At 42.3% G+C, this 25,560-nt stretch carries 26 protein-coding genes; 22 read left to right on the top strand and 4 right to left on the bottom strand.

Annotated features, from left to right (window positions below):
• Positions 1-53: 53 nt before the first annotated feature.
• Together dnaN and dnaA are read right to left on the bottom strand one after the other, a co-directional pair.
• A complete protein-coding gene (gene dnaN / locus L2740_RS19645; RefSeq protein WP_248472116.1) occupies positions 54-1,154 on the bottom strand; it encodes a DNA polymerase III subunit beta in 1,101 nt (366 codons plus the stop codon).
• A 19-nt stretch (positions 1,155-1,173) separates the two neighbouring features.
• A complete protein-coding gene (gene dnaA, locus L2740_RS19650) occupies positions 1,174-2,559 on the bottom strand; it encodes a chromosomal replication initiator protein DnaA (RefSeq protein WP_248472117.1) in 1,386 nt (461 codons plus the stop codon).
• 444 nt (positions 2,560-3,003) lie between these two features.
• Here dnaA and rpmH point away from each other — a divergent pair, with 444 nt between their 5' ends.
• The 5 genes from rpmH to mnmE all read left to right on the top strand — a co-directional run bounded on the left by rpmH (position 3,004) and on the right by mnmE (position 6,849).
• Positions 3,004-3,141 carry a 50S ribosomal protein L34 gene (gene rpmH / locus L2740_RS19655; protein WP_011867659.1) on the top strand — a complete coding sequence of 46 codons (138 nt, stop codon included), beginning with the start codon at positions 3,004-3,006 and terminating at the stop codon, positions 3,139-3,141.
• 14 nt (positions 3,142-3,155) lie between these two features.
• Positions 3,156-3,512, top strand: coding sequence for a ribonuclease P protein component (rnpA, locus tag L2740_RS19660; RefSeq protein WP_086020069.1), 357 nt, complete (start codon positions 3,156-3,158; stop codon positions 3,510-3,512).
• Positions 3,479-3,733, top strand: coding sequence for a membrane protein insertion efficiency factor YidD (yidD, locus tag L2740_RS19665; protein WP_084221438.1), 255 nt, complete (start codon positions 3,479-3,481; stop codon positions 3,731-3,733). Before rnpA ends, yidD begins: the two co-directional genes overlap by 34 nt.
• A gap of 3 nt (positions 3,734-3,736) precedes the next feature.
• Positions 3,737-5,374 (top strand): membrane protein insertase YidC, encoded by a 1,638-nt coding sequence (yidC, locus tag L2740_RS19670; RefSeq protein WP_248951738.1) that lies wholly within the window; start codon positions 3,737-3,739, stop codon positions 5,372-5,374.
• Positions 5,375-5,487: 113 nt separating this feature from the next.
• The gene (gene mnmE, locus L2740_RS19675; protein WP_248951739.1) at positions 5,488-6,849 is read left to right on the top strand and encodes a tRNA uridine-5-carboxymethylaminomethyl(34) synthesis GTPase MnmE; all 1,362 of its coding nucleotides are present in this window, start codon (positions 5,488-5,490) and stop codon (positions 6,847-6,849) included.
• A gap of 888 nt (positions 6,850-7,737) precedes the next feature.
• Here mnmE and L2740_RS21485 read toward each other — a convergent pair.
• On the bottom strand, positions 7,738-8,253 hold the full coding sequence (locus tag L2740_RS21485) for a type II secretion system protein (RefSeq protein ID WP_275974413.1): 516 nt from the start codon (positions 8,251-8,253) through the stop codon (positions 7,738-7,740).
• 309 nt (positions 8,254-8,562) lie between these two features.
• Here L2740_RS21485 and L2740_RS19685 point away from each other — a divergent pair, with 309 nt between their 5' ends.
• The gene (locus tag L2740_RS19685; RefSeq protein WP_248951761.1) at positions 8,563-9,204 is read left to right on the top strand and encodes a LysE family translocator; all 642 of its coding nucleotides are present in this window, start codon (positions 8,563-8,565) and stop codon (positions 9,202-9,204) included.
• 111 nt (positions 9,205-9,315) lie between these two features.
• Here the strand turns inward: L2740_RS19685 and L2740_RS19690 are convergent, their stop codons facing one another.
• Positions 9,316-10,287 carry a nucleoside hydrolase gene (locus L2740_RS19690; RefSeq protein ID WP_248951740.1) on the bottom strand — a complete coding sequence of 324 codons (972 nt, stop codon included), beginning with the start codon at positions 10,285-10,287 and terminating at the stop codon, positions 9,316-9,318.
• A 466-nt stretch (positions 10,288-10,753) separates the two neighbouring features.
• On the opposite strand from L2740_RS19690, the gene mioC reads away from it, so the two are divergent.
• From mioC to glmU, 16 genes are all read left to right on the top strand, one after another.
• Complete coding sequence (gene mioC / locus L2740_RS19695; protein ID WP_248951741.1) at positions 10,754-11,194, top strand: FMN-binding protein MioC; 441 nt, start codon at positions 10,754-10,756, stop codon at positions 11,192-11,194.
• A 457-nt stretch (positions 11,195-11,651) separates the two neighbouring features.
• Positions 11,652-13,541, top strand: a complete 1,890-nt coding sequence (mnmG, locus tag L2740_RS19700) for a tRNA uridine-5-carboxymethylaminomethyl(34) synthesis enzyme MnmG (protein ID WP_248951742.1) — start codon at positions 11,652-11,654, stop codon at positions 13,539-13,541.
• Positions 13,542-13,660: 119 nt separating this feature from the next.
• Entirely contained in the window at positions 13,661-14,284 is a 624-nt protein-coding gene (rsmG, locus tag L2740_RS19705) for a 16S rRNA (guanine(527)-N(7))-methyltransferase RsmG (protein WP_248951743.1), read from the top strand.
• 186 nt (positions 14,285-14,470) lie between these two features.
• A complete protein-coding gene (locus tag L2740_RS19710; RefSeq protein ID WP_248472124.1) occupies positions 14,471-15,259 on the top strand; it encodes a ParA family protein in 789 nt (262 codons plus the stop codon).
• A gap of 9 nt (positions 15,260-15,268) precedes the next feature.
• Complete coding sequence (locus tag L2740_RS19715; RefSeq protein WP_248951744.1) at positions 15,269-16,153, top strand: ParB/RepB/Spo0J family partition protein; 885 nt, start codon at positions 15,269-15,271, stop codon at positions 16,151-16,153.
• Positions 16,154-16,376: 223 nt separating this feature from the next.
• Positions 16,377-16,760, top strand: coding sequence for an ATP synthase subunit I (locus tag L2740_RS19720; RefSeq protein WP_248472126.1), 384 nt, complete (start codon positions 16,377-16,379; stop codon positions 16,758-16,760).
• Between the two features lie 12 nt (positions 16,761-16,772).
• Positions 16,773-17,603, top strand: coding sequence for a F0F1 ATP synthase subunit A (gene atpB, locus L2740_RS19725; RefSeq protein WP_248951745.1), 831 nt, complete (start codon positions 16,773-16,775; stop codon positions 17,601-17,603).
• Between the two features lie 33 nt (positions 17,604-17,636).
• Complete coding sequence (gene atpE, locus L2740_RS19730) at positions 17,637-17,894, top strand: F0F1 ATP synthase subunit C (protein ID WP_012157432.1); 258 nt, start codon at positions 17,637-17,639, stop codon at positions 17,892-17,894.
• Between the two features lie 27 nt (positions 17,895-17,921).
• Positions 17,922-18,392: a F0F1 ATP synthase subunit B gene (gene atpF / locus L2740_RS19735; RefSeq protein WP_220764201.1), complete on the top strand. Its 471-nt coding sequence runs from the start codon at positions 17,922-17,924 to the stop codon at positions 18,390-18,392.
• A gap of 16 nt (positions 18,393-18,408) precedes the next feature.
• On the top strand, positions 18,409-18,942 hold the full coding sequence (gene atpH, locus L2740_RS19740; protein ID WP_248951746.1) for a F0F1 ATP synthase subunit delta: 534 nt from the start codon (positions 18,409-18,411) through the stop codon (positions 18,940-18,942).
• A gap of 14 nt (positions 18,943-18,956) precedes the next feature.
• A complete protein-coding gene (gene atpA, locus L2740_RS19745; RefSeq protein WP_248951747.1) occupies positions 18,957-20,498 on the top strand; it encodes a F0F1 ATP synthase subunit alpha in 1,542 nt (513 codons plus the stop codon).
• Between the two features lie 48 nt (positions 20,499-20,546).
• A complete protein-coding gene (gene atpG / locus L2740_RS19750; protein ID WP_248951748.1) occupies positions 20,547-21,407 on the top strand; it encodes a F0F1 ATP synthase subunit gamma in 861 nt (286 codons plus the stop codon).
• Positions 21,408-21,442: 35 nt separating this feature from the next.
• Positions 21,443-22,819: a F0F1 ATP synthase subunit beta gene (atpD, locus tag L2740_RS19755; RefSeq protein ID WP_028767763.1), complete on the top strand. Its 1,377-nt coding sequence runs from the start codon at positions 21,443-21,445 to the stop codon at positions 22,817-22,819.
• Positions 22,820-22,864: 45 nt separating this feature from the next.
• On the top strand, positions 22,865-23,293 hold the full coding sequence (locus L2740_RS19760) for a F0F1 ATP synthase subunit epsilon (protein ID WP_028767762.1): 429 nt from the start codon (positions 22,865-22,867) through the stop codon (positions 23,291-23,293).
• Between the two features lie 233 nt (positions 23,294-23,526).
• Positions 23,527-23,883 carry a DsrE/DsrF/TusD sulfur relay family protein gene (locus L2740_RS19765; RefSeq protein ID WP_248951749.1) on the top strand — a complete coding sequence of 119 codons (357 nt, stop codon included), beginning with the start codon at positions 23,527-23,529 and terminating at the stop codon, positions 23,881-23,883.
• Positions 23,884-24,000: 117 nt separating this feature from the next.
• Positions 24,001-25,365, top strand: coding sequence for a bifunctional UDP-N-acetylglucosamine diphosphorylase/glucosamine-1-phosphate N-acetyltransferase GlmU (glmU, locus tag L2740_RS19770; RefSeq protein WP_248951750.1), 1,365 nt, complete (start codon positions 24,001-24,003; stop codon positions 25,363-25,365).
• Positions 25,366-25,560: the final 195 nt, after the last annotated feature.

Below are 25,560 nucleotides of genomic sequence, written 5' to 3' on the forward strand. Positions count from 1 at the left end.
TAGTCAGTTACCATTAACTGACTAGCCTTAGAATATAGAAAGGAGGAGCGAGACTAAAGTCTCATTGGCATAACAACGTACATAGAATCTTGTTCTACATGGTTATCAATTAGTGCACTTGAGTTACCGTCAATCAGAGTGATACGAACATCGTCTGATGGCAAGTTGTTAAGTACATCTAGTAAATAACTGACGTTAAAACCAATTTCTAGTGGTGCGTTTTCATATTCAACATCTAAAATCTCTTCCGCTTCTTCCTGTTCAGGATTGTTAGCGGTGATCTTAATTAGATTGTTTTCCAACTGAACACGTACACCACGGAACTTCTCGTTAGATAAAATAGAAGCGCGTAATAACGCTTGCTTTAACTGCTGACGGCTGGCAATAACCACCTTATCACCACCTTTTGGTAGTACTCGGCGGTAATCAGGAAAACGTCCATCAACTAACTTACTGGTAAATACCGCTGTAGCAGTTGTGGCGCGAATAGCATTGTCACCAATCGCAATCGTTACATCTAAATCATCAGCCTCAAACGAGCGCATTAATTCAAGCACACCTTTACGCGGCACAATCACCTGTTTTTCAGGTAAAGTAGCTTCGATTTGGCGATGACTTAATGCTAAACGATGACCGTCTGTGGCAATAGCGCGCAGTACATTACCTTCTGTTTCTAACAACAAACCATTTAGGTAGTAACGTACATCTTGGTTAGCCATCGAGAACTGAGTCGCATCAATGAGTGACTTCATCGTACCTTGTTTAAGGGTAAACTCGATTTCCGCTTCAAACGCTTCAACGTTTGGATATTCTTCTGCTGGCAAGGTTGCTAAAGTAAAGCGACTTCGGCCAGAGCGTAATAATAAACGGTTATCTTGTTGCTCTATCTTTAACTCGACTTGATCGGGTAACGATTTAACAATATCTAAAAACTTCTTCGCAGGAACGGTTGTACGCCCTTCAAGGATTTCACCTTCTAGCTGAACTTCACCTACCAATTCAACTTCTAAATCGGTACCGGTAAGCTTTAGTGAGTGATTACTCACTTCTACCAAAAGGTTTGCCAATATAGGCAAGTTGTGACGTCTTTCTACCGCACCACTTACTAGCTGCAACGGTTTTAATAAAGCGTCCCTATCAATTGAAAATTTCATTGATTAAATATCCCTGATATTAAGAAGATAAGGTTCTTATCAAGTTAGCATAATCTTCTTTAATGTCATGACTTTCTTCACGCAACTGCGCAATTTTACGACATGCATGTAAAACCGTCGTATGGTCACGACCACCAAAGGCATCACCGATCTCCGGTAAGCTTTGGTTAGTTAACTCTTTTGATAACGCCATTGCCATCTGTCTTGGTCGTGCCACGCTGCGTGAACGACGCTTAGATAACATGTCAGCCATCTTAATCTTGTAGTATTCAGCTACTGTCTTTTGAATATTATCAATAGTCACTAACTTCTCTTGTAGAGCCAGTAAGTCACGCAGTGCTTCACGCACAAAATCGATAGTAATCGGACGACCAGTAAAGTTAGCGTTTGCAATAACACGATTCAATGCACCTTCAAGCTCACGTACGTTTGAACGTAAACGCTTAGCAATAAAGAAAGCCACTTCATCAGGTAGGTTAATGCCACTTTCTTGTGCCTTACGCATCAAGATCGCTACTCGGGTTTCTAATTCTGGTGGCTCAATAGCAACCGTTAGACCCCAACCGAAACGTGATTTCAAACGATCTTCAACACCGTCGATCTCTTTCGGGTACTTATCCGAAGTCAAAATGATCTGGTGGTTACCTTCTAATAGAGCATTAAAGGTATGGAAGAACTCTTCTTGAGATCTATCTTTATTAGCGAAGAATTGGATGTCATCAATAAAGAGTGCATCAACGCTACGATAGTAACGCTTAAATTCTTCGATCGCGTTATTTTGTAACGCTTTAACCATGTCTTGCACAAAACGCTCAGAATGCATGTAAACCACTTTTGCATCTGGCTTGTTCTTAATAATGCCATTACCTACAGCGTGCAATAGGTGAGTTTTACCTAAACCTGTTCCACCATAAAGGAACAAAGGGTTATACGCTCCACCAGGATTTTCAGCCACTTGCAAAGCAGCCGCTTTACCTAATTGGTTTGATTTACCTTCAACGAAGTTATCAAACTGGTAAGTCGGATTAATATTACTGCGATGATTAGCATTCGCCATAGGCTCTGCATGCGGAGTATTAAAAGAAGGCTTAACGACTTCTCTACTAGCAGGTCTGCTAGTTTTTACTGCTGCTGTGGCCTGAACAACGGGTTTAGCCGACGGACGACTACCGATATCGAAACGCAAACTTGGCGCATCGCTACCCATTTGTTCAGTAAAAAATTGGTTGATGATATTTAGGTATTTATCCCTAACCCAATCCAACACAAAGCGATTAGGTGCATAGATGACGAGTGTATCGCCTTCCATTTCTGCTTGTAACGGTCTTATCCACATACTGAATTGTTGAGCAGAAAGCTCATCTTGCAGCCTTGCGATACATTGTTGCCAAAGTGAAACCGCCACGAGTTATCCCCAAAAGATCATACAAAAGAGGTCTATTCTATAATGAGATCACGCTGATCGCTATCCTTTAAATAGATTTATCCCCAGATAGATCATCTATTCTTGAATATCTCGATCTTAAAAGATCGGTTGCGATCGAAAAATATTAGCAAAGCTGCAAATCCAGCTTTATAAAGCGATCCAGATCGATCTATAATAAACAGCTTTCGATCAGCTTTTTGATCTGCTAAACCACAAGATGTAGTGGTAACTCACAGAGTTATCCACACATTCTTGTAGACCTAAACCTTCGAAGCATTTCCAGAGGAACTAATATTTAATCACTTGCGCTGATTCGTAGTTGACGCGCATAACTAAAGTGATTACAATTCGGCCTCTTTTTTGCCCTTAGTTCTATTTTATAGAATTTAAGGATTATTAACCTAACAAAGACGGATTGCCATAATGAGTAAACGTACTTTTCAACCTAGCAACCTGAAGCGCAAGCGTTCTCACGGCTTCCGCGCTCGTATGGCTACAGTAGGTGGCCGTAAGGTCATCGCACGTCGCCGTGCTAAAGGTCGCGCTCGTCTTTCTGCGTAATCGTAGAAATGCAAGTGACTAGCTACACCTTTACGCGGGAGTTACGTTTGTTAACTCCCGCGCAATTTAAATCTGTATTTACCAAACCTATCAAAGCGTCCTCCGCTGAAATAACCTTACTTGCAATTCCTAATTCTGAACAACACCCACGTTTAGGACTAACTGTTGCCAAGCGTTATGTCAAAAAAGCAAACCAACGTAACCGTATTAAACGCATAATTAGAGATAATTTCCGTTTACACCAGCATGATCTACCCGCTGTGGATATCGTGGTGCTTGTAAGGAATGGCGTGCTTGATATGGAAAACGCAGAACTTAAAAACTTAGTAGAAAAGCTATGGCGAAAACTCTCTCGCCGTTACAATGGCTAGCGACTACGATTATTCGTGGTTACCAACTACTCATAAGCCCCATGCTGGGGCCTCGTTGTAGGTTCAATCCAACGTGTTCACATTACGCAATTGAAGCAATTCGATTGCATGGAGTGGTGAAAGGGTGTTGGTTTGCAGGTAAACGCATATTAAAATGTCACCCTTTACATCCGGGCGGTGAAGACCCCGTCCCTAACAAAAAACATAGGTGCGATAAATAGGTTATGGAATCTCAACGCAATATATTGCTGATCGGTTTACTGTTTGTCAGCTTTCTACTGTGGCAACAGTGGCAAGCAGATAAAGCTCCTCAACCGGCGGTTGCAGCTCAAACACAATCTTCTATTCCAGCTTCTACAGTTGCTGACGCCCATAGTTCAGACGTCCCTGATGCCGATTCAGCGGTACCAGAAACTGTGGCTGCATCTAAAGAACTCATCACAGTTATTACTGACCAATTAGAAATCAAAATTGATCCAGTTGGTGGTGATATTGTTTACTCTGCGCTTCTTGCTCATAAACTTGAAGAAAATGGAACCGACCCGTTTGTTCTACTAGAACAAACTAACGATATCTATTATATCGCGCAAAGTGGCCTAATTGGTCGTGACGGTATCGACAGCTCTGTAAAAGGTCGAGCTCACTTTGACAGCGCATCACGCGAGTATAAATTGGCAGACGGCCAAGACACACTAAACGTGCCTCTAACTTTTGTTAGCGACAAAGGTGTGACTTACACTAAAGTCTTTGAATTCACTCGCGGTAAGTTCAACATCGCAGTTGACTATAAAATCGACAACACTTCAGATACACAGCTTCAAGTTCAAATGTATGGACAAATTAAGCACAGTATCAAAGAAAGCGAAAGCAGCATGATGATGCCTACTTACCGTGGTGCAGCGTTCTCTACTGCAGATACTCGCTACGAGAAGTATAGCTTCGATGATATGGCTGATAAGAACTTAGACAAGTCAACACTAGGTGGTTGGGTTGCTATGCTTCAGCATTACTTCGTATCAGCATGGGTGCCACCTGCAAATGACAAGAACATTATCTTCTCAAGTATCAGTGCTGGCGGCTTAGCTAATATCGGTTTCCGTGGTGCACTTTACGATATAGCACCTGGCGCTACACAAAACATCAAAGCTGAATTCTATGTTGGTCCTAAGGATCAAGAAGCACTTTCAGCATTGTCTGATTCATTAAACCTAGTAGTTGATTACGGTTTCCTATGGTGGTTAGCGGTACCAATTTACAAACTATTGATGTTCTTCCAATCAATCGTTGGTAACTGGGGTATTGCGATTATCCTAATCACTCTAACCGTTCGTGGTTTGCTATATCCGCTAACGAAAGCGCAATACACCTCTATGGCGAAAATGCGTAATCTACAACCTAAACTAGCTGAACTAAAAGAGCGCTTTGGTGATGACCGTCAGAAGATGGGTCAAGCTATGATGGAACTGTACAAGAAAGAAAAAGTTAACCCTATGGGTGGCTGTCTTCCAATCTTGCTACAGATGCCAATCTTCATCGCACTTTACTGGGTATTACTAGAAAGCGTTGAATTGCGTCATGCGCCATTCATGCTTTGGATTACTGACTTATCAGTACAAGATCCATACTATGTATTGCCAATCCTAATGGGTATTTCGATGTTCATTATGCAGAAGATGCAGCCAATGGCACCGACTATGGACCCAATGCAAGTTAAGATGATGCAGTGGATGCCAGTAATCTTTACCGTATTCTTCCTATGGTTCCCAGCTGGTCTGGTTCTATACTGGTTGGTAGGTAACTTAGTAGCGATTACCCAGCAGAAAATTATCTATGCTGGTCTAGAGAAAAAAGGGTTAAAATAATCTTTAGCTCTGACTAACAAAAAGCGGTCAATACTGAGTATTGACCGCTTTTTTGCTTTCTATGTAGAGACAATATTTTTAACCCGCTGAAAATCAGATTAGGAAACACAGTAATGACTACAGATACTATCGTGGCACAAGCGACCGCTCCAGGGCGTGGTGGCGTAGGTATTATTCGCGTATCAGGCGACCTAGCCAGTAATGTTGCTATGGCCGTATTAGGGCATATTCCTAAAACTCGTTATGCAGATTACTGTGACTTTAAAGATCATGATGGTGAGGTGATTGACCAAGGCATTGCACTGTTCTTTAAAGGCCCAAACTCATTTACCGGTGAAGACGTGTTAGAGCTGCAAGGCCACGGCGGCCAAATCGTTCTTGATATGCTGATCAAGCGTGTCATGGAAGTCGACGGACTACGTATTGCTAAACCTGGTGAGTTTAGCGAACAAGCTTTTATGAACGACAAGCTTGATTTGACCCAAGCTGAAGCGATTGCTGACTTAATTGATGCTACCAGTGAGCAAGCCGCTAAAAGCGCTTTAAACTCACTTCAGGGCGAATTTTCAACTCAAGTACACGATTTAGTAGAAAAGGTCACCAACCTGCGCTTATACGTCGAGGCTGCAATTGATTTTCCAGACGAAGAAGTCGACTTCTTATCTGATGGTAAAATTGCCGCTTCTCTCAATGGTATTATCAGCCAATTAGACGGCGTACAAGCCAGCGCAAAGCAAGGCTCAATTATCCGTGAAGGTATGAAGGTTGTTATTGCGGGCCGCCCAAATGCGGGTAAATCGAGCTTACTCAACGCCCTTGCCGGTAAAGAGTCTGCCATTGTGACAGAGATTGCCGGTACCACACGTGACGTGCTACGCGAACACATTCATTTAGATGGTATGCCGCTGCATATTATCGACACTGCAGGTTTACGCGATACAGCTGATACCGTTGAAAAAATCGGTATTGAGCGTGCTTGGGATGAGATAAAAACTGCCGATCGCGTGCTGTTCATGGTTGATGGAACCACAACCAATGCTGTTGATCCACATGAAATCTGGCCAGACTTTATTGATCGCCTACCAACTAATTTAGGCGTAACAGTAGTGCGTAACAAAGCCGATCTAACCGGTGAAGATCTTGCTGTTACCCAAGAAGCCGGTCATAGCGTTTATCGCATTTCAGCCAAAACAGGCTTAGGTGTTGAAGAGCTAAAACAGCATTTAAAATCACTAATGGGATATCAGAGTAACCTAGAAGGTGGTTTTATTGCTCGTCGCCGTCACTTAGAAGCACTCGATTTAGCCAGCAGCCATTTAATGTTGGGTAAAGAGCAACTGGAAGTATATTTCGCAGGCGAGCTACTTGCCGAAGAACTACGTATGTGCCAAATGGCACTATCAGAGATCACCGGTAAGTTTACTTCTGATGATCTACTAGGAAAAATCTTCAGCTCGTTCTGTATTGGTAAATAACACGTAAGCGAATCATCAATACGCTTAAGCAGCAATCAAAGCGACTGTAGTTAGCCCTACCGTCGCTTTTTTATTATAACGACCGTTATAACTTCTCAAGCGAGTAACCAAGCCTAACAATGACGAGTAATAGATCGACGTAAGTACAAATTGCTGTAACTGCGATCAACATTGATCTCAAACTTAAAATTAAAGATCGTTGCCAATAAATATTAGATAAGTATCAACAGAGATATCAACAAGTAAATACGATCTGTGGATAGATCCTAACAACACTAACAATTTCAAACCAAAGCGATGATTTATATGGGTTTTATTAAAATCTGCTTTTAGAAATCGTTTAGAGTTATCCCATTAAATTGGATCTTTTCCGATAAGTTATACTCAGAAAAAAACACAAACGATCGATAGCTAGTTTACAACTCAAGCAAAAAACGAAAAAGATGATCATTAAGCCCGATATTTATCGCTAAAAGAGCTCAAATTTACCAGCGTTTGAACTAGAGAAGTAAGGCTTATGAACTGCTAAATATGAAACTTAGTTCCACGTGAAACCAACACTATATTTTAATTAGCAAGGGCTGCTTAATTACGCTAAGTACAAAAAGTACGACTTATGTATCTAGCAAGTATGGGTTCAGTATTCAGAGTTAATTGGTAATTAAGAAGGTACTTAACTAGAACGTTAAAACTCTACTTTAGACTGTGCCATGACCGCTCTGTAGCTTGAGCGGCTAAAATCAGGCGTTTATAACTAATCTTTAAAACTAAGCTTTAAAAATAACCCAGCGATTACCGCGATTAGTCATATTAAATTAAGCATCTGTTTTAAAAGATTTTTAATCAGTTATTTTCTATACATACAACTAAAATATTGAACAATAATGACTAACAACCACTATCAAGAATTTCGAAAGTAGGTGGCGTGGTAGGGCTCTGTGCTTCTGTATATTTAAGATAGCAATTGTCACCTTTAAACTTCTTCGTTTGCGGCATAAATAGAATAAAATTTTCAGCAGGGTTATTTTGAAAATACCAGTCGGCTGGACGTTCAGGATTAAATTGCGAGTCCTCAAATTTAGCCATTATCAACTTGCTCCAGCTGTTTGCAGCATCAGCAGCAGGATAACCATATACCAAATCGACTTTTTCCCCATCAATGACAATAAAGTTTTCCTCGCCATTCTCTTTATCAGGTTTAGGTTTATTCTCTAATCCTTGAAATACAGATTTTGGGTAAAGTACGCTCATCACTCCGTGCATCTCAGTTTTTAAGCCTTGCAACGAGGCAAGCCTAGCGTCTGCCTGCAAACCGATAAACTTAGGAACAGCAATAACAGAAAGTATGGCCAATATAATAATAGTTACTACTAACTCTATAAGAGTAAAACCATTTTTCTTCATTTAACCCTACGTAAAATTAACAAATCCAATACTGTATTATACAAAATAGCTTGGTAATTTAATATCGAACGCCCTGCTTTCACCACTAATAATTAACAATCAAAATCAAAGCTACAAATATTAAATATACGCTTAAAATGATGATAAATGAGTAATGGTTAGCCCCAAAAAAGTTATATAAAAACCAGCGTAAACAAAGTATGCCAATTGGGTCGCTATTTTTACTAGCTGTATCACTTTCATTCCAATTCGATCACTGTAGAATCCGCGCCTTGTTTTCAGCGCACACTTTATACCTGCATATATATGATGATCGATTTGGCCTTACTGCCACTATATTTAACTACTGTTATCGCCCTCCTTCTTATACCTGGCCCGGACATGCTTTTAATTGCGAGCTCAAGCCTAAGCTACGGTAAAAAAGTCGGTGTCTATGCCAGCTTTGGTAACGCTACCTCAGGTCTAATCTTGACTTTGTTAGCTGCTATGGGTGTATCAGCTGTTATCGCCATGAACCCAATGGCTTTAGAGGTATTACGTGTTCTTGGTGCCGCATATTTACTAAAAATGGGCTGGGACTGCATTAGAAGTTCTGCTGCTGAAGCACCAGAAATAAGCCAACAAAATAACTTAGCCAAATTGCTATATAAACGTGCTGTTGTTAGCAATCTACTAAACCCTAAAGCATTAATATTCTTTGTATTGTTCTTGCCACAATTTGTCTCTACTCAGCTAACAGCTAGCTCAGGCGAACAAATGCTAGCACTAGGTTTACTGCTCAATGTAATGGGGTTGGCCTTTAATTTACTACTAGTAGCCTTGGTCGGTACAGTAGGTAAACCACTGCTAAACAATGAAAAGTTTAGAACTTATCAGAATAAATTTATGGGTGGGATCTTCTTTATATTAGCTATTTGGTTACTAGCGTCACAAGTACAAAACATTAGCTAAGCAGTGTAAAAAGTGTGCTCTACTCAGAGCAATTTTTAACAGTGCTGATTGGTATAATAAAAAGCGGAGATTAATCTCCGCTTTTTCATAGTGATAACTTCACTTTAGTCGCTATTTACGATGACCGTATTCAATAATTGTTTCGCGGTATAACTCAAGTAAAGCTTGGTCGCGTACTGCTACCCCAACCTTTTGCGCTGGTTTTGATGCCCAGTCATCATGCTGATAACGGCGCTTATCAAATTTCTGAATCGTTAGCCCTTCTGCAGGGCCATCTGTTACCACACGAACTGGGCCTTCACGTAAGGTGAATAAGCTAGGATCGATAACATAGGCGATAGCTGATGGGTCATGCACATGGCAGCCTTCTAAGCCTACTTTTTCAGAATAGAACTTCAAATAGTAACGACTAATATCCCAAATAAACTGACCAACTTCAGCGGCATCATCACGTAGCTGATCAAGGTAATCTTTACTAAAGAAGCTTTCTTCAGTGACATCAAGACCAATAACAACCACAGGCCAAGCAGCTGTAAATACTATGTCAGCCGCATGAGGATCGTCGTGGATATTAGCCTCAGCATATGGCGTAACGTTGCCACGATGGTCGTTCATACCAAACGCACCGCCCATGACTACAACTTCTTTAACTAGAGAAGCGATCTCTGGAGCCGCTTCAAGTGCTAAGGCTAGGTTAGTCAGAGGACCAACAGCCACTAATGTGATTTCACCAGGTTCGGCTTTTACCGCATCAATAATGTATTGGTAAGCAGGACGAGGATCAGCTGTTACAGTTAGATCTGTAGGCGCATGCACATCACCAAAACCCGTTTCGCCATGTACCACAACTGTAGGCCCAACAGGATCACGTACAATCGGCTGACTAGCCCCTTGTACGATATCCGCTTTAAAACCATATTTTTGTTTTAAAAATAATGCGTTATTGGTTCCATTTTCGATCGTAGCATTACCATAAACGGTAGTAATAGCCTTAAGCTCGATTGCTGGATGAGCTTCAGCAAATAATATTGCCATTGCATCATCAATTCCCGGATCGCTATCGAGAATTATCTTGTTTATCATTCTATTCAAATCCTATTTGTAGATCTTTTATTGTATGGGTAGCCCGTTAAGATACCTTTATAAGCTTTAGATAAACGTGATAGAGATTTTAAGCTACAAAAATCTACAGCTCTACAATGCACCAACTGCTGTAAAAAACAGCCTATTTATGCCATCTAACGGGACTAGAGCAGTTAGCTCCTTGATAAATATCCAGCACAATAAACAGTTATTCAATCCATACATATAAAAGTTAAAGCAATATAAGTAACAAGATCCTTAGTCTAATTTCACTTATCATGCGCATCAGCACTAAGCTATATAATACCAATCAATACAAGTATGAGCCTGTTTGGCGGGCAATTTAGAGCAGATAAGCAGCATTATGTTACTGTTCTCATGCATGAGCTTACCTATATATAGGTGTTCAAAAGGCTTGTTAACGACTGTTTTTAGCGCTATTTGAAAGTAATTATTAGGATACAGAATGGCAAAAGTAGAGATTTTAGTAGGTACAACTCTCGGTGGTACCGAATATGTCGCAGATGAAATATCAGATCAATTAAGTGATTTAGGCCATGAAACCTTAATACATTTAACCCCAAATTTAGACGAATTGAGCAAAGATTCACTTTGGATCATCGTGTCTTCTACTCATGGAGCAGGTGATCTTCCAGACAATATCGTACCGTTTTTCGAAGAGATCCAAGCCCAAAAACCAGATCTGAGCGCTGTAAAATATGCTTTATGTGCAATTGGCGATTCAAGTTATGACACTTTTTGCCAAGGCCCTGAAAAGCTGATTGGACAGCTTGATTTATGCAGTGCACAAGTATTTGTGGATAAGATCCAGATCGATGTGCAATATAATCCAATTGCAGAAGAAGCAGCATTATCATGGCTTAGCGAGTGGCAAGCCAAAATTTAAGATCATATTCAAAAATGATCTTCCCACCTATATGAATAATAACTCACAGATTTGATCACACTTATCCACATAAAACTTATTAATTTAATAAATATGTGGATAAGGTATTATTTTGATCTGATCAACGCTTGTATTAATTCACATCCGATCTGCTCAATGATCCACCTTGTGGATAAGTAGGCGATCTACCCACAAGCTTAATCGAGTTAGATCGCGATCAGATCACAAGATCATTTCTTCGTTATCTATTGAATATAAAGAGAAATTAGAGTTATCCACCGAAAACAGCGATCCTAATAGTAAACATAATAAGAGATCTATATAAAGATCTTAAGATCTATTAAGCGGATCCATGCTGATCAAAACAAGCGAAATAGATCGTTCACCTTAAGCAAAGCAAGTGCTAAAATGATCTGCTCAAAAACTATTTATCCTTTTACGAATCGAAGGCTGTCGAATGCAATTTCATGAACGGTTTGATGTAATCGTTGTTGGTGGTGGTCATGCTGGTACTGAAGCGGCGTTAGCTTCAGCTAGAATGGGCTCCAAAACGCTGTTACTGACCCATAACATAGATACTTTAGGACAAATGTCCTGTAACCCTGCTATCGGCGGCATAGGTAAAGGACACTTAGTCAAAGAAATTGACGCCCTAGGTGGCGCAATGGCTGTAGCTACTGACTATGCAGGTATTCAATTTCGTACATTGAATTCAAGTAAAGGGCCAGCTGTTCGTGCAACTCGAGCACAAGCTGATAGAGCGCTTTACCGCAATAAGATCCAAGCGATCTTACAAAACCAACCAAACTTACGTATTTTTCAACAAGCTGTAGACGATCTAGTTGTTAAAAATGAAAAAGTTATCGGTGTTGTTACGCAAATGGGCTTAGCGTTTGAAGCACCTGCTGTTGTATTAACTGCCGGTACATTCCTAGGCGGTAAGATCCACATAGGTCTTGAAAACTATAGCGGTGGTCGTGCAGGTGATCCGCCAGCTATCGCATTAGCTCATCGATTACGTGAGTTACCAATTCGTGTTGGCCGTTTAAAAACCGGTACCCCACCACGTATCGATGCGAACACTATTGATTTTTCATTGATGACAGAACAAAAAGGTGATGATCCATTACCAGTTATGTCTTTCATCGGTGATGTAAACGATCATCCAGAGCAAGTGTCTTGTCATATCACTCATACCAATGAGCGTACTCACGATATTATTCGTGGCGGATTAGATCGTAGCCCAATGTACTCAGGGGTTATCGAAGGTATTGGCCCACGTTACTGCCCTTCTATCGAAGATAAAGTTAATCGCTTTGCTGATAAAACATCGCACCAAATTTTTATTGAGCCAGAAGGTTTAAATACGACTGAAATTTATCCAAACGGTATTTCAACTAGCTTGCCATTTGACGTACAGCTGAATTTAGTTCGCTCAATCAAAGGCATGGAGCATGCTGAGATCATGCGTCCTGGTTATGCAATCGAATATGATTATTTTGATCCGCGCGACCTTAAAAACTCATTAGAAACTAAAACCATTAGTGGTTTGTTCTTTGCAGGTCAGATCAACGGTACAACCGGCTACGAAGAAGCCGGTGCTCAAGGTTTATTAGCCGGTATGAACGCTTCGCTGCAAGTTCAAGGTAAAGAAGCTTGGTGTCCACGTCGTGATCAAGCTTACCTAGGCGTATTGGTTGATGATTTATCAACCCTAGGAACTAAAGAACCGTACCGCATGTTCACTAGCCGTGCGGAATACCGTTTGTTATTACGTGAAGATAACGCTGATTTACGCCTAACTGAAAAAGGCCGTGAGCTTGGTTTAGTTGATGATAAGCGTTGGGCAATGTTCAGCGAAAAAATGGAATCAATTGAAACTGAACTGCAACGCCTGCGCAGCCAGTGGATCCATCCTAATTCGCCACTAGTTAACGCATTAAATCCACATTTGAATACGCCGATCACCCGTGAAGCAACATTTGAAGATTTATTACGTCGCCCAGAGATGGATTATCCTAAACTAATGGCAATTGAAGGTTTTGGTCCAGCGCTTGAAGATCAACGAGCTGCAGAGCAAGTACAGATCCAAGTGAAATATTCTGGTTATATTCAGCGTCAACAAGGTGAGATCGATAAAGCGATCCGTCATGAAACTACCCTATTGCCGTTAGATCTGGATTACCAAGAAGTGCCAGGTTTATCCAACGAGGTAATTGCTAAGATGAATGAGCATAAACCTGAAACGATTGGTCAAGCATCGCGTATTTCAGGTATGACACCAGCAGCCATCTCAATCTTACTGGTACACCTTAAAAAACGCGGTTTATTACGTAAAAGCGCTTAATACGCCGTATATTCGGTAGTTTTGTATGATAAAGGGAAGTCTGAAGGCTTCCTTTCATCATTTCAGCACTTCATAATACCGATTGATTTCTGAATTGCTCTATTTTGAGGACACACAAAGTGTTATCTGCCCAATTAAATGATTATTTAGCCGAAGTAGGCCTGACTGCTACTGAACACCAAAAACAGCAGCTGCTAGACTTTGTTGGTATGCTCAACAAATGGAATAAGGCATTTAACCTCACTTCTGTGCGCGATCCTGAGCAAATGCTGATCCGTCACATCATGGATAGTTTAGTTGTATCCCCTCATCTTGTAGGACAACGCTTTATTGATGTTGGAACAGGTCCTGGTCTACCGGGGATCCCACTGGCAATCTTAAATCCAGATAAAGAATTTGTATTACTTGATAGCTTAGGCAAACGTATTCGCTTTCAAAAGCAGGTGCAGTTTGAGCTAGGTATCAATAATATTTCTTCTGTTGAAAGCCGTGTTGAAGCTTATCAACCAGAAGAGCTATTTGATGGCGTATTAAGCCGTGCATTCGCGTCAATTCAAGATATGTTGCATTGGTGCCACCATTTGCCAAAAGCAGATGGTTGTTTTTACGCGCTAAAAGGCCAATTAAGCGAAGAAGAAATGTCACAATTGCCAGAAGGCTTCGTGGTAACTGATACATTTGAGCTAAAAGTTCCTAAACTTGATGAGCAGCGCCATTTGCTGCGTGTGATCAAGCAAGATTAAGCTTGTTTGTCTAAGTCACGATAATAAAAGACTAGATGGAGTAAGCTATGTTGCTTAAGGTGCTGAAATTTGCAATCTTTCAGCACTTCAAGCAATTTAAGACTAATAACCATTAGATTTGTGCGCTAAATTTCTAAGCAACGCACTGTTTAGAAATATAATAAAAGTGACTTACAGGGTGATATTGTGGGTAAAGTGATTGCCGTGGCCAACCAGAAAGGTGGCGTCGGAAAAACAACAACTTGTGTAAATTTAGCAGCTTCATTAGCAGCAACTAAGCGCCGTGTTTTGTTGATCGATCTCGATCCGCAAGGCAACGCAACCATGGGAAGTGGTATCGATAAGTATGAAGTCGAAAATACTGCCTATGAATTATTGGTTGAAGAAAAAGCATTTGAAGACGTTGTTTGCCGAGATACGAACGGGAAATATGATCTTATCGCCGGTAATGGTGATGTGACCGCGGCTGAAATCAAACTTATGGAGTTTTTTGCCCGCGAGATCCGTCTTCGCAACGCGCTTGCCCCTATCAAAGATGATTATGATTTTATTTTCATCGACTGCCCACCATCGCTAAACATGCTAACCGTTAATGCTATGTCTGCAGCCGACTCAGTGTTGGTACCAATGCAATGTGAATACTACGCGTTAGAAGGTTTAACAGCGTTAATGGACACCATTAGCAAATTAGGTGCGATGGTTAACCCAGGTCTGCATATCGAAGGGATCTTACGTACTATGTATGATCCACGTAACCGCCTATCTAATGATGTTTCTGACCAATTGAAACAACACTTTGGTGAAAAAGTTTACCGCACTGTGATCCCAAGGAATGTTCGTTTAGCTGAAGCGCCAAGTTTTGGGGCTCCGGCAATGTATTATGATAAATCGAGCGCAGGGGCCAAAGCCTATCTGGCACTAGCAGGCGAAATTATTCGTCGTGCAGAGCAACTTACCCAGGCTGAGCAAGTTTAAGGATAAAAAATGACATTGAAAAAAAGAGGCTTGGGTAAAGGGCTTGATGCACTTTTAAGTACTAGCCAAGCAGCAAGTAAGCGTGCAGAACCAGTCGCTGAAGTAGAACAAGATATCAAAAACGATGATCTGATTATGTTAGACATCGATAGACTGCAGCCAGGTAAGTATCAGCCGCGTAAAGATATGGCGCCAGAAGCATTAGAAGAGCTGGCTGAATCTATAAGAGCGCAAGGTGTTATCCAGCCTATCGTGGTACGTAAGGTATCACCTGAAAGCTACGAAATTATTGCAGGTGAGCGTCGTTGGCGCGCGTCTCAGCTTGCAGGCCTAGCGCAAATCCCTTGTATTGTTAAGCAAGTACCTGATGAAGCGGCTGTGGCTATCGCACTGATTGAAAACATTCAGCGTGAAGACCTAAATGCAATGGAAGAAGCTATTGCCTTAAACCGTTTAATTGAAGAATTTGAACTGACTCATCAGCAAATTGCTGATGCAGTAGGAAAATCTCGGGCAACGGTCTCAAATTTGCTAAGACTTAATGGCTTAAATGAGCCGGTTAAGCGTATGCTTGAGTATGGCGATATTGATATGGGCCATGGCCGAGCACTGCTTGCAATTAGCGGTGACGAGCAAACAAATTTGGCTCGATTAGTAGTTTCTAAAGAATTAACAGTTCGTGAAACAGAACGATTGGTTAATAAAACCTTAAACCAAACTGAAATCGTCGAAAAACCAGCTAAAGATCATGATGTGGTGCGTTTAGAGACGCAATTAATTGAAAGGCTGGGAGCTAAGGTGTCTTTGACTCACAATAAAAAGGGCAAAGGCAAAATGGTAATAAACTACCAAAACTTGGCTGAATTAGAGGGTATTATCAGCAAAATCCGCTAAAAAAACAAAGTTAACACTATATTATGTAATTTTGTGACATTCGTTAATCTTATACTTTTAGACTTTTGGCGTAGATCACGCTAAAAGTCTCCTTTTTCTAACAGTTAAACTTGCTTTGAAAGCTTGAAACGGTATACTTTCGCAAGCTTTTTGTACCTCGAGTTTGGACGGATATTTGTAATCCGGTCATCGAAACAAGAAGTTATAATGCGGAGAAGATAAATTGAGCAAGGTTTTAGCACGTCGTGGCCGATGGTCAGCCTATAAATTGGTTTTACTACAGGCAGCGATGGCTGGATGTGTTTCAATTTTCTTTTTTGCTATGTGGGGGGGGCCGTATGGCTTATCTGCTTTGGCAGGTGGTGTCATTGCAGTACTCCCTAATTTTGTATTCGCAACCCTAGCTTTTTCCCATGCGGGAGCGCAAGCATCAGGAAAAGTCGTACGGTCTTTTTTCCTGGGGGAAGCGGTAAAGTTGCTATTAACCATTGTGTTATTTTCACTGGCATTTGGTTTGATGAAGTCGGCATTTATGCCGTTATTCGTCAGTTATCTACTTGTGTTAATCGTGCCTTGGATAGCTCCTTTATACATCAAACAAAATTAAGTGAGATTAATCATGGCGACAACTGGGGATGACACGTTAACTGTAACGGCTTCCGACTATATCCAGCATCACCTGACTAATGCGAAAATGTGTTCCGCTGATGGCGGAATTGCTTTTAACTATGCATGTCAAGATGCAGGATTTTGGACTTGGCACATTGACTCACTTTTGTTTTCAGTTGGTCTAGGGGTTCTATTTTTGTGGTTATTCTACAAAGTAGGACAAAAGGCAACAATTGGCGTTCCAGGCAAGCTTCAATGTTTTGTTGAAATGTGCGTGGAAGGTGTAGATAAAATTGTAAAAGACTCATTTCATGGGAAAAATGCAGTTATCGCACCGTTAGGTCTAACTATTTTCGTCTGGGTTTTCCTGATGAACTTAATGGACTTGATCCCTGTTGACTTTGTACCTGAGGCCGCCAAACGATTCTTAGGCGTACCTTACCTAAAGATTGTACCTACAACTGACTTGAACGTAACTTTAGGCTTAGCTTTGAGTGTGTTCGCGTTAATTGTTTTTTACAGTATCAAGGTTAAAGGTGTAGGTGGTTTCACTAAAGAACTAACTATGCAGCCTTTCAATCACTGGGCACTAATTCCAATTAACTTTATTTTGGAAACAGTGACCTTGGTTGCGAAGCCGATTTCATTATCGCTTCGTCTGTTTGGTAACCTGTATGCAGGTGAGTTGATCTTTATTCTGATAGCGCTGATGCCTTGGTGGGCTCAGTTTGCATTATCAGTGCCTTGGGCCATTTTCCATATTTTGGTAATTGTGCTTCAGGCGTTTATCTTCATGATGCTTACGATTGTATATCTAAGCATGGCACATGAAGACCATTAATTTATTAAAAATTAGATATTTATCGGAGATAAAATGGAAACTGTAATTAGCTTTACAGCAATCGCTGTCGCAATTATGATCGGCTTAGCAGCGCTAGGTACTGGTATTGGCTTCGCTATTCTAGGTGGTAAATTCCTAGAAGCTTCAGCTCGTCAACCAGAGCTTGCTCCTGCACTTCAAACTAAAATGTTCATCGTAGCTGGTCTACTTGATGCGATCTCAATGATTGCAGTTGGTGTTGCATTATTCTTCGTATTCGCTAACCCGTTCTTAGGTCAATTGGCAGGCTAATCGTCCCCCTTAGAAGGAGTTGTCGTTATGAGTATTAACGCTACCCTGCTAGGCCAAGCGATTTCTTTTCTTCTCTTTGTGTGGTTTTGCATGAAGTTTGTATGGCCGCCATTGATGAACGCTATCGAAGAACGCCAGAAGAAAATTGCTGATGGGCTAGCTGATGCAGGACGTGCTGCAAAAGATTTAGAGCTAGCTCAGGTGAAAGCCACAGAGCAGCTGAAAGACGCTAAAGCAACAGCAAACGAAATTATTGAGCAAGCAAACAAACGCAAAGCTCAAATCGTTGATGAAGCAAAAATTGAAGCTGATACCGAGCGTGCGAAAATCATCGCTCAGGGCCACGCTGAAATTGAAAACGAACGTAATCGCGTGAAAGAAGACCTACGTAAGCAAGTAGCTGTACTAGCTATTGCCGGCGCAGAGAAGATTCTTGAACGTTCGATTGATGAAGCCGCACACAGTGACATAGTTAACAAACTTGTTGCTGAACTTTAAATAAGGAGCTTGAGTTATGGCTGAAATAACCACCATCGCTCGTCCTTACGCAAAGGCAGCTTTTGACTTCGCTCTTGAACAGAAAGCAGTAGAGAGTTGGGCTGAAATGCTTAACTTCGCCGCATTAGTTAGTGAAAACGAAGCTATGCAGCCATTACTGTCTGGCGCTATGGCCAGCAATAAGCTTGCTGAACTCTTTATTGGAGTTTGTGGCGAGCAAATCAACGAGCAAGCTCAGAACCTGTTAAAGGTAATGGCTGAAAACGGTCGTTTAGTTGCGCTACCTGCTGTTGCTCAACAATTTGTTGAGATGCAACGTGAGTACGCGAAAGAAGTTGAAGCGCAAATCGTTTCAGCTACTGAGCTAACCTCAGAGCAACTACAAGAGCTGAGCGCTTCTCTAGAGAAACGTCTAGCACGCAAAGTTAAGCTGAATTGCAGCATAGATGCCAGCCTTATTGCTGGTGTAATTATCACGGCAGGAGACTTAGTCATTGATGGCTCGGTCCGCGGAAAAATTTCGCGTCTGTCTGATACGCTGCAGTCGTAATTGGGAGTTTGAGCATGCAACTGAATTCCACTGAAATCAGCGATCTGATTAAACAGCGGATCGAGCAGTTCGAAGTCGTTAGTGAATCTCGCAACGAAGGTACTATCGTTGCAGTAAGTGACGGCATCATCCGCATCCACGGCCTAGCCGACGTGATGCAGGGTGAAATGATCGAGCTGCCTGGCAACCGTTTTGCAATCGCGTTGAACTTAGAACGTGATTCTGTCGGTGCCGTAGTAATGGGCCCTTATGCCTCTTTGGCTGAAGGCGACAAAGTTAAAACAACAGGCCGTATTTTGGAAGTACCTGTTGGCCGTGGTCTATTAGGCCGTGTAGTCAACACGCTAGGTGAACCAATTGACGGTAAAGGACCTATCGATAGCGATGGTTTCTCTCCTGTTGAAGTAATTGCACCAGGTGTAATTGAGCGTAAATCAGTAGATCAGCCAGTACAAACTGGTTATAAAGCTGTTGACTCTATGATCCCAATCGGTCGTGGACAACGTGAATTGATCATTGGTGACCGCCAGATCGGTAAAACCGCTCTAGCGATCGACGCGATTATCAACCAAAAAGATTCTGGCATTAAGTGTGTATACGTAGCTGTAGGCCAAAAGGCTTCTACAATTGCTAACGTAGTACGCAAGCTAGAAGAGCACGGCGCTTTGGCGAACACCATTGTTGTTGTTGCTACAGCTTCTGAAGCTGCTGCACTGCAATACTTGGCTCCATACTCTGGTTGTACAATGGGTGAATACTTCCGTGACCGCGGTGAAGACTCACTAATCGTATATGATGATTTGTCTAAGCAAGCTGTTGCTTACCGTCAAATCTCATTGCTTCTTAAGCGTCCACCAGGACGTGAAGCATACCCAGGTGATGTATTCTATCTTCACTCTCGTCTGTTGGAACGTGCTTCACGTGTTAACGCCGAGTATGTTGAGAAGTTCACTAAAGGTGAAGTTAAAGGCCAAACTGGTTCTTTGACTGCTCTACCAATTATTGAAACTCAAGCTGGTGACGTTTCTGCATTCGTACCGACTAACGTAATTTCGATTACCGATGGTCAGATCTTCCTTGAAACAGATCTATTTAACTCTGGCCTACGTCCAGCAGTTAACCCAGGTATCTCTGTTTCTCGTGTTGGTGGTGCAGCGCAGACTAAGATCATCAAGAAACTGTCTGGTGGTATCCGTACCGCTCTTGCACAGTATCGAGAGCTTGCAGCGTTCTCACAGTTTGCATCTGACTTAGATGATGCAACTCGTGCTCAGCTTGAGCATGGTGAGCGTGTTACCGAACTAATGAAGCAAAAGCAATATGCTCCTATGAGTATCGCTGATCAGTCTGTGTCTATTTTCGCAGCTGAAAAAGGCTACTTGAAGAGCGTTGAGCTTAGCAAAGTTGGTAACTTCGAAGCGTCTCTGCTCTCTTTCATGAACAGTGAACATGCTGACCTAATGAAGACCATCAACGAGACTGGCGATTATAACGCTGACATCGAAGGTGAGTTGAAGGCTAGCTTGGACAAGTTCGTAGAAACCCAAACCTGGTAAATTTTAGAGGTGCCTCTGGCACCTCAGGTCCAGAATTGGAGAGTAAAGATGGCCAACGCTAAAGAGATTAAAACCAAGATCGCGAGTGTTCAAAACACTCAGAAGATCACGTCTGCAATGGAAATGGTTGCCGCGAGTAAAATGCGTAAAGCGCAGGATCGCATGGCTTCTAGTCGTCCATATGCAGAAAATATGCGTAAGGTGATCGGTCACGTGGCGCAAGGTTCTCTCGAATATAAGCATCCATATTTGGAAGTGCGAGAAGCTAAGCGTGTTGGTTACATTGTTGTGTCAACCGACCGTGGTCTTTGTGGTGGTCTGAACGTCAACCTTTTCAAGAAGGTTGTCGCAGACGTGAAGAAACAGCGTGAAGCTGGTGCAGAAGTTGAATTCTGTACAATTGGTGCACGTAGTGCCCAGTTCTTCAATAGCTTTGGCGGACAAGTATCTGCTTCTGCTTCAGGTTTAGGCGATGCTCCAAAGCTAGCCGACTTGATCGGAACAGTACGTGTGATGCTAGAAGCATACAACGAAGGCAAGCTGGACCGTTTGTACGTAGTATTCAACAAGTTTGTAAATACTATGACTCAAACCCCAGTGATCGAGCAGCTGCTACCTTTGCCTAAGTCAGAAGAAGATGAGTTTACTCATCAGTGGGATTACATCTACGAGCCAGATCCAAAGTTATTGTTAGATACTTTGTTGGTTCGCTTTGTGGAATCTCAAGTTTATCAAGGTGTTGTTGAAAACATCGCATCTGAGCAAGCAGCCCGTATGGTTGCTATGAAAGCTGCGACAGACAACGCTGGTGAACTTATCGGTGACTTGCAGTTGGTCTATAACAAAGCCCGTCAGGCTGCGATTACGCAAGAACTTTCGGAAATTGTTTCAGGTGCTGCCGCCGTTTAGGCTAGGTAACGAATACAAGTTTTAGAGGATTAATCATGAGCACAGGTACTGTTGTCCAAGTAATTGGCGCGGTTGTGGACGTAGAGTTTCCACATGATGCCGTACCTCAGGTATATGACGCTCTAGAGATCAAAAGTGAAGGCTTGGTGCTGGAAGTTCAGCAGCAACTTGGTGGTGGTGTAGTTCGTACCATCGCTATGGGTTCTTCAGATGGTCTGCGTCGTGGCCTAGAGGTTGTAAACTCTGGTTCACCAATTACCGTTCCGGTTGGGGCTGCGACCCTAGGCCGTATTATGAACGTATTGGGTGAGCCTGTTGATGAAGCGGGTCCAATCGGTGAAGAAGATCGCTATGTGATCCACCGTGAAGCTCCTTCATACGAAGATCAGTCAAACACAACTGAACTTTTAGAGACTGGTATCAAGGTTATCGACCTTGTATGTCCATTCGCTAAGGGTGGTAAAGTTGGTCTGTTTGGTGGTGCTGGTGTTGGTAAGACCGTTAACATGATGGAACTTATTAACAACATCGCTAAAGCACACTCTGGTTTATCAGTTTTCGCTGGTGTAGGTGAGCGTACTCGTGAGGGTAACGACTTCTACTACGAGATGGAAGATTCTGGCGTTCTAGATAAAGTGGCCATGGTATATGGTCAGATGAACGAGCCTCCAGGAAACCGTCTACGTGTGGCACTAACTGGTCTAACAATGGCTGAGAAGTTCCGTGACGAAGGTAAAGACGTTCTTTTCTTCGTAGATAACATCTACCGTTACACCTTGGCGGGTACTGAAGTATCTGCACTGCTAGGCCGTATGCCATCAGCAGTAGGTTACCAGCCAACATTGGCTGAGGAGATGGGTGTTCTTCAGGAGCGTATTACATCGACTAAGACAGGGTCTATTACCTCTGTTCAAGCGGTATACGTACCTGCGGATGACTTAACGGATCCATCACCAGCAACAACCTTCGCTCACTTAGATGCGACTGTTGTATTGTCTCGTAACATTGCTTCGCTAGGTATTTACCCAGCGGTTGACCCATTGGATTCGACTTCACGTCAGCTAGATCCACAAATTGTTGGTCAAGAGCATTACGATGTTGCTAGCGGTGTTCAAACCGTACTTCAGCGCTACAAAGAGCTGAAAGATATTATTGCGATCCTAGGTATGGATGAATTATCTGATGAAGATAAGACAACTGTATTCCGTGCTCGTAAGATTGAAAAATATCTTTCACAGCCATTCTTCGTAGCAGAAGTATTCACCGGTTCTCCAGGTAAGTACGTTTCTCTTAAAGACACAATCCGTGGCTTCAAGGGCATTCTAGAGGGTGAGTTCGATCACCTTCCAGAGCAAGCGTTCTACATGGTTGGTTCAATCGACGAAGCCGTTGAGAAAGCTAACAAAAAATAACTAAGTATTCTGTAGTAATATAGAGCACTAGTTTAAGGAGAACGGATGGCAGCCATGACAGTACAGCTTGATATGGTAAGTGCAGAGAATCATATCTTTTCTGGTCGCGTAGCTCAGCTACAAGTATCAGGAACAGAAGGTGAACTAGGTATTATGCCTGGTCACGCCGCTCTGCTAACAAGTATCAAACCTGGCATGGCGCGCATCGTCAAGCAAGATGGAAGCGAAGAAGTGTTTTACCTTTCGGGTGGTATCCTGGAAGTACAACCTTCTTCAATTTCAGTATTGGCTGACGTCGTTATGCGTGCCGATGAGATTGACGAGCAAGCAGCTGCTGAAGCTAAAAGCCGTGCCGAAGCCGCTATGGCGGGTGCAGGTGCTGACTTCAATTATGCAGCAGCAGCGGTTGAGCTAGCTCAAGCGATTGCTCAGCTTCGCGTTGTCGAGACCATCAAGAAGAACATTGCCAGATAAGGTTATTGTTTGATGACAAAAGCGTTCACTAAGGTGAGCGCTTTTTTGTTTTTAGGGTTTTGTTACCATCACTGCTTTATATTTTGGCCACCAGCTTTAGCTACTTCGGTTATCTGCTTTTACTCACTTCAAATGCATCTAAACTAGTTTTATGCTTCAACGTGATCAGAATGGCGCTTTAAATCAAGCATGAGTGTTACTCTCCGGCGATAATTAATCGCAAGAGTCTCACTATGCAACACGTACTGATCATCGTTAATGACGCGCCTTACGGCTCAGAAAAACTGTTTAACGCACTCCGACTCGCTATACAGCTTAATGAGCAAGACTATTCTCCCGCCAAGGTGAGCCTATTTTTACTATCAGATGCGGTAACAGCTGTATTGCCTAAACAGAAACCTGTTGAGGGTTACAATATTCAGCAAATGCTTGAAATCGTTATTGCGCAGAAAACTCAAGTGAAGTTCTGCGGCTCATGTATGCATGCTCGCGGCCTTTCAGAGCTTAAGGTTATCGAAGGTTGCGAGATGGCGACTATGGATGAATTAGCGCAATGGGTGCTGGTGGCGGATAAAACCATTACTTTTTAAAAGGCCTAGTAAGTCGCTTTTAATGCTGGCATCGCTTAAAATCGATAACCAATTAATGACCTCATTTCTACTTTAGCTTTAATACAAGCTTAAGCATTAGCTCAAGGATATAAACCCATGGCACTGAATGTAGTGATTTTGGCCGCAGGCAAGGGAACCCGCATGCGCTCAGATCTTCCAAAAGTTCTTCACCCTATCGCCCATAAAAGTATGGTGCAGCACGTTATCGATACTGCTCATCAAGTAGGTAGCGACGCGATTCAGCTAGTATATGGTTATGGGGCTGAGCAACTACAAACAAGATTGGGGGAGCAACAACTTAATTGGGTACTACAAGCCGAACAGTTAGGTACAGGTCATGCGGTAGCGCAAGCCAATGACAATATCGCTGACGATGATACGGTATTGATCCTTTATGGCGATGTACCGCTTATTCAAGCAGCTACGCTTGAATCTTTGTTAGCAGTTCGCGAAGCCAATGGCTTGGCAATTCTTACGGTAAACCTACCTAATCCGACTGGTTACGGCCGTATCGTGCGTGAGCAAGGTAGTGTAGTGGGTATTATTGAGCAAAAAGATGCCAATGCTGAGCAACTTACGATTTGCGAGATTAATACCGGCATTATGGCGGCGCCAGGTAAGCAACTAAAAGCTTGGTTAGGTCAGCTTTCATCTGATAACGCACAAGGCGAATACTACCTGACTGATATCGTTGCCATGGCACACCGAGATGGGGTGGCTATCACCACAGCTCAACCTGAATCTGCTATTGAAGTTGAAGGTGCTAATAATCGCGTGCAGCTTGCACAACTTGAGCGAGCTTACCAAGCGCGTGCCGCTGAAAAGCTGATGCTTGAAGGGGCTAACCTGCGCGATCCAGCACGTATCGATATCCGCGGTGACGTTACCGTAGGTATGGATGTGATGATCGACGTAAACGTGGTTATCGAAGGTAAAGTCACTATCGGTAATAACGTGACAATTGGCGCGGGCGCAATCCTTATTGATTGCGATATCGCTGACAATGCAGTGATCAAGCCATACTCAATTATTGAAAGTGCTAAAGTGGGTGTTGCAGCAAGTGCGGGTCCATTTGCGCGCTTACGTCCTGGTGCTGAGTTACAAGAAGATGCACATATCGGTAACTTTGTTGAAATGAAAAAGGCTGTACTAGGTAAAGGCTCAAAAGCTGGCCACTTAGCCTACATTGGTGATGCTACAATCGGTAGTGGTGTGAATATCGGTGCAGGTACTATTACCTGTAACTACGATGGCGCTAATAAGTTCCAAACGGTTATTGAAGACAATGTATTTGTTGGCAGTGATACGCAACTTGTAGCGCCTGTGACGATTGGCAAAGGAGCGACTTTAGGGGCTGGCTCTACCATTACCAAAGATGTAGCTGCAGATGAGTTAGTTATTACTCGGGTTAAGCAACGTCATTTAACTGGCTGGGCAAGACCAGTTAAATTGAAAAAGTAATTAAAAATGACATCACAAAAGGCGACCAATAGGTCGCCTTTTTGTTTGTTATCTAGCATAAACATTTAGTTAAATCGGCTAACAAAAAGCGCATTAACTGGCGATACATCTTGATACTTTTATGCTTGTTTATGTTGTGTTTTTCTGGTTTATTAGAGCTGTGTCACTGCTCATTGTAAAGAAGTGTAAAGAAGC

Source organism: Shewanella pneumatophori (assembly GCF_023283895.1).
GTDB lineage: Bacteria > Pseudomonadota > Gammaproteobacteria > Enterobacterales > Shewanellaceae > Shewanella > Shewanella pneumatophori.

Coding starts and splice junctions, on each gene's coding strand:
- dnaN (WP_248472116.1), bottom strand. CDS start 1,154: ATGAAATTTTCAATTGATAGGGACGCTTTATTAAAACCGTTGCAGCTA.
- rpmH (WP_011867659.1), top strand. CDS start 3,004: ATGAGTAAACGTACTTTTCAACCTAGCAACCTGAAGCGCAAGCGTTCT.
- yidD (WP_084221438.1), top strand. CDS start 3,479: ATGGCGAAAACTCTCTCGCCGTTACAATGGCTAGCGACTACGATTATT.
- yidC (WP_248951738.1), top strand. CDS start 3,737: ATGGAATCTCAACGCAATATATTGCTGATCGGTTTACTGTTTGTCAGC.
- mnmE (WP_248951739.1), top strand. CDS start 5,488: ATGACTACAGATACTATCGTGGCACAAGCGACCGCTCCAGGGCGTGGT.
- L2740_RS21485 (WP_275974413.1), bottom strand. CDS start 8,253: ATGAAGAAAAATGGTTTTACTCTTATAGAGTTAGTAGTAACTATTATT.
- L2740_RS19685 (WP_248951761.1), top strand. CDS start 8,563: ATGATCGATTTGGCCTTACTGCCACTATATTTAACTACTGTTATCGCC.
- L2740_RS19690 (WP_248951740.1), bottom strand. CDS start 10,287: ATGATAAACAAGATAATTCTCGATAGCGATCCGGGAATTGATGATGCA.
- mioC (WP_248951741.1), top strand. CDS start 10,754: ATGGCAAAAGTAGAGATTTTAGTAGGTACAACTCTCGGTGGTACCGAA.
- mnmG (WP_248951742.1), top strand. CDS start 11,652: ATGCAATTTCATGAACGGTTTGATGTAATCGTTGTTGGTGGTGGTCAT.
- L2740_RS19715 (WP_248951744.1), top strand. CDS start 15,269: ATGACATTGAAAAAAAGAGGCTTGGGTAAAGGGCTTGATGCACTTTTA.
- atpB (WP_248951745.1), top strand. CDS start 16,773: ATGGCGACAACTGGGGATGACACGTTAACTGTAACGGCTTCCGACTAT.
- atpE (WP_012157432.1), top strand. CDS start 17,637: ATGGAAACTGTAATTAGCTTTACAGCAATCGCTGTCGCAATTATGATC.
- atpF (WP_220764201.1), top strand. CDS start 17,922: ATGAGTATTAACGCTACCCTGCTAGGCCAAGCGATTTCTTTTCTTCTC.
- atpH (WP_248951746.1), top strand. CDS start 18,409: ATGGCTGAAATAACCACCATCGCTCGTCCTTACGCAAAGGCAGCTTTT.
- atpA (WP_248951747.1), top strand. CDS start 18,957: ATGCAACTGAATTCCACTGAAATCAGCGATCTGATTAAACAGCGGATC.
- atpG (WP_248951748.1), top strand. CDS start 20,547: ATGGCCAACGCTAAAGAGATTAAAACCAAGATCGCGAGTGTTCAAAAC.
- atpD (WP_028767763.1), top strand. CDS start 21,443: ATGAGCACAGGTACTGTTGTCCAAGTAATTGGCGCGGTTGTGGACGTA.
- L2740_RS19760 (WP_028767762.1), top strand. CDS start 22,865: ATGGCAGCCATGACAGTACAGCTTGATATGGTAAGTGCAGAGAATCAT.
- L2740_RS19765 (WP_248951749.1), top strand. CDS start 23,527: ATGCAACACGTACTGATCATCGTTAATGACGCGCCTTACGGCTCAGAA.
- glmU (WP_248951750.1), top strand. CDS start 24,001: ATGGCACTGAATGTAGTGATTTTGGCCGCAGGCAAGGGAACCCGCATG.